9 protein-coding genes are annotated in these 12,240 nt (G+C 70.4%); 3 read left to right on the top strand and 6 right to left on the bottom strand.

Translation table 11 applies throughout. The features are described 5' to 3' along the window. Nucleotides 1-9: 9 nt before the first annotated feature. The 5 genes from BLR91_RS06750 to BLR91_RS06730 all read right to left on the bottom strand — a co-directional run bounded on the left by BLR91_RS06750 (nt 10) and on the right by BLR91_RS06730 (nt 5,944). Complete coding sequence (locus BLR91_RS06750; RefSeq protein ID WP_089876212.1) at nt 10-726, bottom strand: type 1 glutamine amidotransferase; 717 nt, start codon at nt 724-726, stop codon at nt 10-12. Continuing rightward, entirely contained in the window at nt 723-1,997 is a 1,275-nt protein-coding gene (locus BLR91_RS06745) for a MurT ligase domain-containing protein (RefSeq protein ID WP_089876214.1), read from the bottom strand. The genes BLR91_RS06750 and BLR91_RS06745 overlap by 4 nt, the downstream gene beginning before the upstream one ends. A gap of 4 nt (nt 1,998-2,001) precedes the next feature. Further along, on the bottom strand, nt 2,002-3,375 hold the full coding sequence (locus BLR91_RS06740) for an RNA polymerase sigma factor (RefSeq protein WP_018191301.1): 1,374 nt from the start codon (nt 3,373-3,375) through the stop codon (nt 2,002-2,004). Nucleotides 3,376-3,611: 236 nt separating this feature from the next. Next, nucleotides 3,612-4,943, bottom strand: coding sequence for an MFS transporter (locus BLR91_RS06735; protein ID WP_018191302.1), 1,332 nt, complete (start codon nt 4,941-4,943; stop codon nt 3,612-3,614). 71 nt (nt 4,944-5,014) lie between these two features. Further along, nucleotides 5,015-5,944 carry a proteasome assembly chaperone family protein gene (locus BLR91_RS06730; RefSeq protein ID WP_018191303.1) on the bottom strand — a complete coding sequence of 310 codons (930 nt, stop codon included), beginning with the start codon at nt 5,942-5,944 and terminating at the stop codon, nt 5,015-5,017. 119 nt (nt 5,945-6,063) lie between these two features. On the opposite strand from BLR91_RS06730, the gene BLR91_RS06725 reads away from it, so the two are divergent. The 3 genes from BLR91_RS06725 (at nt 6,064) to sucB (ending at nt 10,682) form a co-directional block, all read left to right on the top strand. Beyond that, nucleotides 6,064-7,548 (top strand): leucyl aminopeptidase, encoded by a 1,485-nt coding sequence (locus BLR91_RS06725; protein ID WP_089876217.1) that lies wholly within the window; start codon nt 6,064-6,066, stop codon nt 7,546-7,548. A gap of 106 nt (nt 7,549-7,654) precedes the next feature. After that, nucleotides 7,655-9,028, top strand: a complete 1,374-nt coding sequence (gene lpdA / locus BLR91_RS06720; protein ID WP_029043022.1) for a dihydrolipoyl dehydrogenase — start codon at nt 7,655-7,657, stop codon at nt 9,026-9,028. A 79-nt stretch (nt 9,029-9,107) separates the two neighbouring features. Then, nucleotides 9,108-10,682, top strand: coding sequence for a 2-oxoglutarate dehydrogenase, E2 component, dihydrolipoamide succinyltransferase (gene sucB, locus BLR91_RS06715; RefSeq protein WP_089876219.1), 1,575 nt, complete (start codon nt 9,108-9,110; stop codon nt 10,680-10,682). Nucleotides 10,683-10,687: 5 nt separating this feature from the next. On the opposite strand, the gene BLR91_RS19980 is transcribed toward sucB, so the two are convergent. Continuing rightward, a complete protein-coding gene (locus BLR91_RS19980; protein ID WP_157694654.1) occupies nt 10,688-12,196 on the bottom strand; it encodes a hypothetical protein in 1,509 nt (502 codons plus the stop codon). Between the last annotated feature and the right edge of the window lie 44 nt (nt 12,197-12,240).

The raw sequence follows: 12,240 nt of genomic DNA, 5'->3' as shown, positions 1-12,240 counted from the left end.
CGGCGTGAGTCAGAGGGAGACGCCGAGGCGGTCCGCGATCGCGCGCCGCGCGTTGGTCGCGTAGCGGTCGACGCGCTCCGTCTGCGGCACCGGCGGCAGCTCGCCGCGCAGGGCCGTGCTGAGCAGCCGGTCGGCCAGGACGGGATTCATCGGCAGCAACGGACCGTGCAGGTGGGTGCCGATCGAGGATCCGACCAGGACGCCCTCCACCGAGCCGTCGTTGCCCGTGCCGCGCACGACGCGGCCGAGCGGCTCGGCGCCGTCGAGAACGGTACGGGCCGAGTGGTTCTCGAAGCCGGCGATGGTCGTGCCGTCCGCCAGCCGCACCACGATCTCGCCGACGTGCCTCTTGCCACCGAGAGCGGCGCGCGTCGGGAAGACCGCGGCACCGGCGAGCACCTCGCCCTCCGGGGTCTCGAGCTGGGTTCCGAGCAGCTGCCAGCCTCCGGCGATCGCCACGAACGGCACCCCGGCATCCCGCCACTGGCGCAGCTGCGGCGCGATCCGGAGAACGTCGTCGTGAACGGCGCGCTGCGCCGACAGCGGACCCGAACCGATGTGGACGAGGTCCACGGCGGCGGGAAGCTCGGCGCCGGGCGCGTGATCGACGACGTCGACGTCGACTCCGCGCCAACGAGCCCGCTCGGCCAGCGCGAGCACGTTGCCCGCGTCGCCGTTGATCCCGAGTTCGGCCGGGTACAGGTGCAGGATGCGCAGCACGGTCATCGCTCGCCGCCCTCCAGGTCGAGGAAGCCGAGCTGCTTGCGGATGAGCATCATCTGCTCGTAGTTCACGATCATCGTCTTGGTGCCGCGCGACGGCTTCGGCAGCGCCAGGAACGCCTGCAGCGCGGGCTTCAGCTCCGGCACGACCTGGTCGACGTCGATGCCCGCGTAGGCGAAGCGCGTCGCGAACTGCCACGCCTTCGTGCCGGACACCACATCCACGTGGGTCAGCTTCGACAAGTCGATGTCGTACACCCACGACGGGTCGGGCGTGCCCTCGTCGACCGAGACGAACACCTGCTCCGGAGACTCGCTCAGGTAGTCGAGGTTCAGCTGGAGGCTCGGCGGGTTCTTCATCATGATGATCTCGATGTCCTCGTCGCCGACGTGCAGCGTCTCCCCACGGCCGTAGACCGTGCGGAGGGCCGCCATGGCGGCGACGACGGCGTTCGGCTGGAAGCGGTCGCCGAGCAGCCGGCGCGCCATCGCGGTCGCGCCCGCCGCATCCACCGCGTAGTGCAGGCCGCGCGCGGGCAGGCCGATGCGGACGTTCTCGCCGCCGATGGTCAGCTGAGCGCTCTGCACTTCGAGCTTGCTGACGAACACCGACGGGATGGGCAGAGCGCCGGCGGCCGCGCCCGAGAGGTCCTTGACGTTGGCCAGCCCATTGGGCGACGACTCGATGATGGACGGCGCGACGGCGAACGTGGAGACGTCGCGCCCCTGCGCGGCCAGCTCGGCGCCCACCCGGGCGAGGCTGTCGTCGTCCGCGTTCACGACCACGAACTCCGAGGAGCCCTCGGCGATGGAACGCAGCATGCCGATCACGCGGGTCGGCTCGAAGAAGCGGTTCAGCTGGTCGATCTGGACGTTGAGCAGCAGCGAGCCGCGCGGCTTCAGCACGCGCGCAAGGTCGACGCCGTAGGCCTCATCCACCTCGATCACACCGACGTCGCCTCGGACGTAGCCGTCGAGCGGCACGTCGGCGAGCAGCGCGGACGCGATGCCCTGCGGGAGGTTGCCGCCGGACGGGTTCGTGAACACGTCGAGACCGTGCTCCCGCAGGATCGCGGTGAGCATGTTCGTCGTCGTGGATTTGCCGTTCGAGCCGGACACGAAGACGACGCCGAGCGGAAGGCGGCTGACCGCACGCTCCAGGAACTTCGGTGCGATGGCCAGCGCGACACGGCCGGGGACCGCGGAGCCGCCTCCCCGCAGGCGCAGAAGCCAGCGGGCGAGGCGGCCGGCGATGACCGCCAGTCGGTAGCGCACCGGTTTACTCGAGGTAGTCGCGCAGCGACTGCGAGCGCGACGGGTGACGCAGTTTCGCCATCGTCTTCGACTCGATCTGGCGGATGCGCTCACGCGTCACACCGAATGTGTCGCCGATCTGGTCGAGCGTCTTCGGCATCCCGTCGCCGAGGCCGAAGCGCATGCGGATGACGCCCGCCTCGCGCTCGGAGAGCGAGTCGAGCAGGCTCTCCAGCTGCTTCTGCAGCATCGTGAAGCCCACCGCGTCGGCCGGGACGACCGCCTCGGTGTCCTCGATCAGGTCGCCGAACTCACTGTCGCCGTCCTCACCCAGCGGGGTGTGGAGCGAGATGGGCTCGCGGCCGTACTTCTGCACCTCGATGACCTTCTCCGGGGTCATGTCGAGTTCCTTCGACAGCTCCTCGGGGGTGGGCTCGCGGCCCAGGTCCTGCAGCATCTGGCGCTGCACGCGGGCCAGCTTGTTGATGACCTCCACCATGTGGACCGGGATGCGGATGGTCCGCGCCTGGTCCGCCATCGCGCGGGTGATCGCCTGACGGATCCACCACGTCGCGTAGGTCGAGAACTTGAAGCCCTTCGTGTAGTCGAACTTCTCGACGGCACGGATGAGGCCCAGGTTGCCCTCCTGGATGAGGTCGAGGAACTGCATGCCGCGACCGGTGTAGCGCTTGGCGAGGCTCACCACGAGGCGCAGGTTCGCGCCGAGCAGGTGGCTCTTCGCGCGCTGGCCGTCGCGGGCGACCCACTTCAGCTCGCGCTCCAGCTCCTTGCTCAGGTTCGGGGTGTTCGCGAGCTTGTCCTCGGCGAACAGACCGGCCTCGATGCGCATGGCGAGCTCGACCTCTTCGGCCGCGTTCAGCAGCGGCACCTTACCGATCTGCTTCAGGTAGTCCTTGACCGGGTCGGCCGTCGCGCCGGTGATCGTCGAGGAGTAGACGGGGATGTCGTCGTCCTCGTCGACGGCGCGCAGAACGAGCGCGTCCGTCGGCAGCGGGATGTCGCCGACCGGGATGGTGATCGCGGGCGTCTTGCCCTCGGTCTCGTCGCCATCGGCGTCGTCGGAGTCGGCCTCGTCGGTCGTCTCCGCGTCGTCGGTGTCGTCCGCCGCCGCGTCGTCGTCCGCGACGACGGCCACGTCCTCCACGTCGATCTCGACCTCGGCGTCGTCGTCGATCTCGTCGTCGTCGTCCGCCGCGCTGCCCTTCGCCTTGCTCGACGCGGTCTGCTTCTTCGCAGCCGTCTTCGTCGCAGCCTTCTTCGGAGCCGCCTTCGTGGCGGTCTTCCTGGCGGGCTTCGCCGTCTCGTCCGCGGCGACGGTCACGGTCTCTTCGACCTCGACCTCCGCATCGCGGGTCTTCGTTGCTGCACGGGTTGCCATGTGAACACCTTTCATACCAAGCAGAGGGGCCGGGATCCTGACGGCCGAGCCTGGCTCAGGGTTTGCGTGCGGACACTACTAAGACCCATGTCAAGTCCTGGGTGATTGCGCCGGGCATCGTCGAATGCTCCGGCCCAGGGACATGAACGGGTCCAGACGTCAATTATTGCACGTTCCACGTGAGCCCCCGACCACGTACGGCCATATCGGATCGAATCGGGACGCCGCCTGCGCCCCTACAGCGCTTCGCGCCCGCCGCGCCTCCTCCACGCTCCGACGAGTGCAACCCACAGAGGGGCCACTTCTATTCCCTCGTCGTCCTTCAATCTGCGTCGTGTGCGGCGTCGTGCGTGCACCAGGAAACCCACCCCGATGCCGACGATCACGTACTGGATGGCGAACGCCCAGCGGAAGTGGTCCAGCTGGTAGAGCTCCGCATCCCCGCCCGCTCCGTGCGCCTGCACGTCGAGCGACACGCCGATCAGGAACATCATCACGAAGCTCGCGAGGAAGCCGCCGACGTTGACGATCCCGTTGGCGGACCCGAGGCTGTGCAGCGGGTTGAAGGTGCGCGCGAAGTCGAAGCCGATGAGCGATCCGGGGCCGCCGATGCCGATCGCCGCGATCAGGACGATCACCGTCCAGAGCGGGGGCTTCCCTGGCCAGAGCAGGACGAGCGTCCAGGCGGCGGCCATCAGGGCGACGATCCCGAGCACCAGGTTGCTGCGGCGCATCGGGAAGCGGGCGGTGAGGATGCCGAGGATCGGCCCGGAGATGAGGCCGGCGCCGACGAGCACGGTGAGCAGGGCGGACGCCTCCGCCGGCTCGATGCCGATCGCGAAGACGAGGAACGGGATGCCCCACATGAGGCTGAACACCGTGCCGGAGGACTGCGTGACGAAGTGGGACCAGAACCCGAGCTGCGTGCCGGGGCGCGCCAGGCTGATCCGCAGCTGCCGCAGGGAGTCCGACCAGGAGACCGGCCTGGGGCCCTCGCTCGCCCCCACCGGCCGGTCGGTGACCGCGGCCACGATGCCCACCAACGCGATCACGGAGAGGCCGGCCGCGGTGAGGAACGCGACCGTCCAGCCGGAGAGGTGCAGCAGCAGCGCGAAGGGAACCGCCGACAGCACCTGTCCCAGCTGGCCGACATTGCCGATCCATTGCGACAGCTGCGGCACGATCTTCCCGCGGAACCAGGAGTTGGTGAGCCGCATCAGCGACGTGAAGACGGTCGCGTCACCCGCCCCGACCAGGATGCGTCCGACGATCGCGATGGCGATGCTCGGCGCGAGTGCGACGGCGACCTGCCCGACCACCATGAGTGCGGTTCCCGCGATCATCAGGACGCGCGACCCGATCCGGTCGATGAGCACACCGACCGGGACCTGCATCCCGGCGTAGACGATCAGCTGGACGACCGCGAGCGTCGACAGGACGGACGCGGAGACGTGGAAGCGGTCGGTCGCGGCCACACCGGCGACGCCGATGGTCGTGCGCTGCATGACCGCGATCAGGTAGGCGAAGACACCGATCCCGTAGACGACCCAGGAGCGACGCGAATTCACCGAATGATCCTATGCCCGCGGTCCGGAGGGGCTCCTCCGGGGCGACGCGGCTGCCACTCGGGCGTGTGCGCTCAGCGCTCGCCGCGCCCGTTCTCCTCGTCGCCGTGGCGGCGGAAGGCGAGGAAGTTCTCGAGTTCGGCTGCGATCTCGTCTGCGCTCGGGAGCTCGCCGTCGCTGTCGGTCAGCGGCGAGCGCAGCTGCGTGTCCTCCATATAGGAGTCGTGCCGCTCCTCCAGCGTTCCCACCAGGCGGCCGAGCTCGGCGTTGCCGGCGACCTGCTCGTCGATGTTCGCGACGAACTCCCGGTCCTCCTGCCGCAGGCGGTCGGTCGGGAAGATGAGCCCCGTCGCCGCGCTGATCGAGTCGAGCGCGGCGATGGCCGCGGCCGGGTACTCGGTGTCGGCGAGGTAGTGCGGGATGAGCAGGATGAACCCGGCGATCGGGTACGACAACTGCTGCAGGCGGTACTCGAGCAGGTGCAGGGCGTTCGCGGGGACCTGAGTGTGCGGCTTCCAGATGGACATCGAGTCGATCAGGTCGGTTCTGTTGCCGCTCACCGTCACGCCGATCGGCCGGGTGTGCGGCACGGGCATCGGGATGGAGTGGACCCAGGTCACGCTCTTCACCTTGTAGCGCTCGATGAGACCGAGCACGGCCTCCGTGAAGGCCTCCCAACGGAAGTCCGGCTCGAACCCGGAGAGCAGGAGGAACGGCTGACGCAGCTCGTCGTAGGCGAGGTACAGCTTGAGAGTCGCCGGCTGGTAGTCGGTCAGGTGGTCCTGATCGAAGTAGATGATGGGGCGACGGGCACGGTAGTCGAGAAGGATGTCGGCGTCGAAGGTGGCGACCACCTCGCTGTCGAGCGTGCCGAGCAGGTAGGTGCCCAGCTGGCTCACGCCGGAGCCCGCGTCGGCGAAGCCGGTCAGCCCCGCGACGAGCGGCAATCCCTCCGGCACGGCCAGTGCCGGGTTGAGCTCGAACAGTTCGCCGGGGTCACGCATACCTCAACTCTAGAGCGGACCCCGGCGAGGGGAGCCGGGTCCGCGCCGGGTGCGGGAACGCCCACAGCGAACACGGCCGGCGGCCGGGACGGTACGCGCGTGCGCGTTAGGGTCGAGGCATGACCGTTCCTGCGCTGACCGTGACCGACGCATCCACCCCTTCCGGCCCCGCCGACGTGCTCGTCGTCGCCGCGCGAGTCGCCGGCGACAGCGTGACCGTGCTGTCGGGCGCCGACCGCGACCAGCTCGCGCAGCACTTGCGGGATGTCGGATTCAGTGGAGGCAAGGACGAGCTGGTCCGGCTGCCCGGGCAGGGCTCCGGTCCGTCGCTCGCGGTGATCGGGCTGCCCGAGGGCGGAGAGGACGCACTCCGCTACGCCGCGGGGAGTGCCGTGCGGCAGCTGGCGGGCACCGCCGCGGTCGCGCTCGATCTCCCCGCCGAGGGCGATGCACAGCTCGGCGCCGTGCTCGAGGGCGCGGCGCTCGGCGCCTACGCCTTCACGGAGTACCGGGAGAAGAGCCGTGCGGCGACCAAGGATCCCGTCGGGTCCGTCGAGGTGCTCGGCGCCGCGTCGGACAGCGGAGCACTGATCGCCCGCGCTACCGCCGTCGCCGAGGCTGCTGCGCTCGTCAAGGATCTGGTGAACACTCCCCCGCTCGACCTCTACCCCGAGACGTTCGCCGAGCGTGCGCAGGCGGCGTCGTCGGACCTCCCCGTGACGGTGACCGTCTGGGACGAGGAGCAGCTCGCGGTCGAGGGATTCGGCGGCATCCTCGGGGTCGGACAGGGCTCGACCCGGCCGCCGCGGCTGGTCAAGGTCGCCTACTCCCCCGACGGCGCCGAGCGGCACCTCGCGCTGGTGGGCAAGGGCATCACGTTCGACTCCGGCGGCCTGTCGCTGAAGCCGGCGACCGGGATGGTCGGGATGAAGTACGACATGACCGGCGCCGCGACGGTGCTCGGCGTCGTGCTCGCCGCCGCCCGCCTCGCGCTCCCGGTGCGCGTGACGGCGTGGCTGTGCCTGGCGGAGAACATGCCGTCCGGATCGGCGATCCGACCGAACGACGTGCTGCGCATCCGCGGCGGACGCACCGTCGAGGTGCTCAACACCGACGCCGAGGGCCGGCTCGTGCTCGCGGACGGCCTGGTCGCCGCCAGCGAGGAGCAGCCCGACGCGATCGTCGACGTCGCCACGCTGACGGGCGCGGCGATGGTCGCCCTCGGCACCCGGTACGCCGCCGTGATGGGCTCCGACGACCTCGTCGACCAGGTGCTCACCGCGGGCAAGGAGAGCGGCGAGCTGCTCTGGCCGATGCCGCTCCCCGGCGAACTGCGCGCGACGATCAACTCGGATGTGGCCGACATCGCGAACGCCAACCCGGGCAACACGGCGGGCGGCGCTCTGCTCGCGGGAGTGTTCCTGCAGGAGTTCGTCGGACGCACCGGCGACGCGGACGACGCCCCGCGCATCCCGTGGGCGCACCTCGACATCGCGGGCCCGGCGAAGAGCCCTGCGGCGCCGTACGGATTCACCGGAAAGGGACCGTCCGCCGTCAGCGTAAGGGCGCTCATCCGTCTGGCCGAGAGCTTTTCCCGGAAGTAGTAGGGTCGTATGGGCGGGAAATCCCGCCCATCAACACGTCTCCCGGAGCCACCCCTCTGGGCGGCAAATCGTGTCACATGATCCTGATGCGCGAGGGAGTAGCTGGGTGTCTGAGCAGAACTTTGACATTGTGGTGCTCGGCGGTGGGAGTGGAGGCTACGCAGCAGCGCTGCGTGCGGCCGAGCTCGGTTTCACCGTCGGCATGATCGAGAAGGACAAGGTCGGCGGCACCTGCCTGCACCGCGGCTGCGTCCCCACGAAGGCGCTGCTCCACGCGGCCGAGGTGGCCGACTACTCACGGGAGTCGTCGAAGTACGGCATCGTGACTCAGCTGCAGGGCGTCGACATCAACGGGGTGAGCGAGTACCGCAAGGGAATCGTCGCCAAGAAGTACAAGGGCCTGCAGGGCCTGGTGAAGGCGCGCGGCATCACCGTCATCGAGGGCGAGGGTCGTCTGACCTCCCCGACCACCGTGCAGGTGGGCGACGACACGATCGTCGGCAAGAACGTCATCCTGGCCACCGGCTCCTACTCGCGCTCGCTTCCGGGCCTCGAGATCGGCGGCCGCGTGATCACCAGCGAGCAGGCTCTCGAGCTCGACTTCGTGCCCCGCAAGGTGGCCGTGCTCGGCGGCGGCGTCATCGGCGTCGAGTTCGCCAGCGTGTGGAAGTCGTTCGGCTCCGAGGTCACCATCATCGAGGCGCTGCCGCACCTCGTCCCGAACGAGGACGAGTCGATCAGCAAGTCGCTGGAGCGCGCGTTCCGCCGCCGTGGCATCGACTACCGTCTCGGCATCCGCTTCCAGGGCGTCACCCAGGACGAGAACGGCGTCGTCGTCACCCTCGAGAACGGCGACACCGTCGAGGCGGACGTCCTGCTCGTCGCGGTTGGCCGCGGCCCGCTGACCCAGGGTCTCGGCTTCGAGGAGGTCGGGGTCACCATGGACCGCGGCTTCGTCATCACCGACGAGCGCCTGCACACGAACATCCCCGGCGTCTACGCGGTCGGCGACATCGTCCCCGGCCTGCAGCTCGCGCACCGCGGCTTCCAGCAGGGCATCTTCGTGGCCGAGGAGATCGCGGGCCTCAACCCGATCGTCATCCCCGACGTCAACATCCCCAAGGTCACCTACTGCGACCCGGAGGTCGCCTCGATCGGCCTCACCGAGGCCAAGGCGGCCGAGAAGTACGGTGCCGACAGCGTCAGCAGCTACGACTACAGCCTGGCGGGCAACGCCAAGAGCGAGATCATCGGCACGAACGGCAGCGTCAAGGTCGTCCGTGTCAACGACGGCCCCGTGGTCGGCGTGCACATGATCGGCGCGCGCGTCGGAGAGCTCATCGGCGAGGCGCAGTTGGCGGTGAACTGGGAGGCGTACCCGGAGGACATCGCTCCTCTCATCCACGCGCACCCCACGCAGAACGAGTCCCTCGGCGAGGCGTTCCTGTACCTCGCGGGCAAGCCGCTGCACACCCTCTAGGACGACCAGCCGGGTCCGCGCCGCGCGGACCCGGCTGCAATAAGCTACTGAACGATCAGGTTTTGAAGGAGAGAAGCTCATGAGCGAATCCGTCAGCCTCCCGGCGCTCGGCGAGAGCGTCACGGAAGGCACGGTCACCCGCTGGCTGAAGAACGTTGGCGACCGTGTCGAGGTGGACGAGCCCCTGCTCGAAGTCTCGACCGACAAGGTCGACACCGAGATCCCGTCGCCGGTCGCCGGCGTCATCGAGGAGATCCTGGTGCAGGAGGACGAGACGGTCGAGGTGGGCACTGCGCTCGTGACGATCGGTGACGGCTCCGGTGCAGGCGCTGAGGCGCCCGCTGCTCCGGCAGCCGAGGCCGCTCCTGCGGAGGCCGCCCCGGCCGAGGCGGCTCCGGCCGAGCAGGCTGCTCCCGCGGAGGCCGCTCCCGCGGAGGCTGCACCGGCTCCCGCCGAGCAGGCCGCACCCGCCGCCGAGCAGGCCGCGCCCGCACCGCAGGCTGCTCCCGCGGAGGCAGCTCCTGCCCAGCAGGCTGCTCCCGCCCAGCAGGCCCCCGCCGCGGCCGCTCCCGCGGCTCCGGCCCCGGCTGCTCCCGTCGCTCCTGCCCAGCAGGCGGCACCCGCCCAGGCTGCCCCCGCCCCGCAGGCGGCTCCTGCCGCTCCCGCGGCACCGGCCGCTCCGGCTCAGGCCGCCCCCGCGCAGGAGGCCCCCGCGGCCGCCGGCGGCTCGTCATCGGGCGCCCACGCCGGCAACGCCGGCTACGTGACCCCGATCGTCCGCAAGCTCGCGAACGAGCAGGGCGTCGACCTCTCCACCGTCACCGGAACCGGTGTCGGCGGTCGCATCCGCAAGGAGGACATCCTCTCGGCTGCTGCCCCGGCCGCGGCTCAGGGCGGCGCGCCCGCTGCTGAGGCGGCTCCGGCTCCCGAGGTCTCGCCGCTCCGCGGCACGACCCAGCCGATGTCGCGTCTCCGCAAGGTCGTCGCCGAGCGCGCCGTCGTCTCGATGCAGTCGACCGCGCAGCTCACCAGCGTCGTCGAGGTCGACGTCACGAAGGTCGCCGCTCTCCGCGACCGCGTGAAGGGCGACTTCCTCGCCAAGACCGGTGTGAAGCTCTCCTTCCTGCCCTTCTTCGCCCTGGCCGCGGCCGAGGCGCTGAAGACGTATCCCGTCATCAACGCGACGGTGGACGGCGACAGCATCGTGTACCCGGACCACGAGAACATGTCGATCGCGGTCGACACCGAGCGCGGCCTGCTCACCCCGGTGGTGCGCAACGCCTCGGAGCTCGACATCGCGGGTCTCGCGAAGGAGATCACCGACCTGGCCGAGCGCACCCGCGACAACCGGCTCAAGCCGGACGAGCTCGCCGGTGGCACCTTCACGCTCACGAACACCGGTTCGCGTGGCGCCCTGTTCGACACCCCGGTCGTCTTCCTCCCGCAGGTCGCGATCCTGGGCACGGGCATCGTCACGAAGAAGCCGGTCGTCATCTCGGCCGACGGCACGGACTCGATCGCCATCCGTTCGACCGTGTACCTGGCTCTCTCGTACGACCACCGCATCGTGGACGGCGCCGACGCGGCCCGCTTCCTCGTCGCGGTCAAGAACCGTCTCGAGGGCGGCAACTTCGAGGCCAACCTCGGAATCTGATCCGCTCACGGGTACACCGCCCGTAGCCGCCAACCGGCCTCGATCCTCACCAGCAGGAGCGAGGCCGGTTCGCTTTTCGGGGTGCGGGTGGAGTCCGGGGCGGCGCTGACGAGGGCGGCACCGCCCCACCGTTCGACCAGCGACAGCGTCGCGCCGCTGAAGTCGCGCTTCGCGGCGGCACCCTCCGCACCCAACGCAGCCGTCTCTTCCGCGACCACGGGCGAGCCCTCGTCGAGGACGCCCGTCAGGCAGTCGGAAAACGCCGGGCGCGCCGTGAAGCACGAATGCCGAGCGTCGAGCACGGCACGGGCCGCATCCACCGGATCCTCCGTCGCCGAGCCGCCGGCGGCCTCGCCCGCCCCGACCGCAGCCTCTGCGACAGCAGCCGCAGGCGCCACCGCGGACGACGAAGGCGTCGGCGTCGGCGTCGCCGTCGCAGTCGGCGTAGCCGTCCGGCCGAACGGCGACGGAGTCGGCATCGGCGTCGCCGCCGTGTGCGGCGATGAGCCGGGTGCCGGCGATAGCGCGACGAACGCGAGCGCCGCCACCACGGGCACCGCCGCAGCCGCAACCAACGCGGGCCTCCGCCGCAGCGTCGTCCGGATCCGTTCACCGAGAGCACGACCCGGTCGACCGTCGAGCAGGTCCATCGCCCGGCTCACCAGCACGGCGGCCCGCCCGACGCGACTCGAAGATATCCGACGCTCAACGGGCTCGACGTCGTCGAGCGTGGACGGTTCCAGCCCCACAGATTCCGGCGCTACCACGCGCAGGACGGAGTCCGCGACGGCCGGCCAGCGCCCGCGACGGAGCCCGGCTTCCACAGCGGCCAACAGCCGCATCCCGAATCCGTCCACCACCTTCAGGCAGATCGTCCGAGCCAGGGCGTAGAAGCGCTCGGCGTCCGTCACGGCGGCGTCGGCGGTCCACGGCCCCACGTCGTCGAGCGCGTCGAGGGCCGGACAGCCGTCGCCGAGGAATACGATCCCCGAACCGGTCAGTCCCGGTCCGGCCCAGCCGGAGGAGTGCAAGGCGGCCAGCCCGGCAGCGACCCCGAGCAGGATGGTCGCCGCCTCGCCCGAACGCACGCCGCCCCTCCGTGCGAGCAGGCCGTCGAGGTCTCCGTGCTCCGGGAAGTCCAGGAGCACAGCATCCACCTCTCTCCCCCGCACGCGCCGGTCCGGAAGCTGTGCCACCACACCGACCACATGCTCGCTGACCGCCGCAACGCGCGCGTCGATGTCGGCACTGTCGGCGGCCACCCCGGGAGCACGCTCCCGCACCCGCAAGAGACGCCGCCCCGGGAGCCGCCCACCGGATGCCGCCACCCGGATCTCGTGCGGCGGCTCGCCGCGCACCTGACAGGTCGGCGCATCCACCTCCCACCCTTCGGCGGCGGCGATCGTCCGGGCCGCACGCAAGAGCTCGGCCTCGGCCGGGGCGCGGTCGGCGGAACGCGCGGAAGCCGAGGGCCGGATGGATGCTGAACGAAGGGAGACGGGAGAGGAAGTCACACATCGATCCCATCCCACCGCCGGACGCCGCGGTCGCCCGTCCG

This window comes from Leifsonia sp. 466MF, from assembly GCF_900100265.1.
Lineage (GTDB): Bacteria > Actinomycetota > Actinomycetes > Actinomycetales > Microbacteriaceae > Leifsonia.
This window is presented reverse-complemented; position numbering and strand designations above follow the sequence as displayed.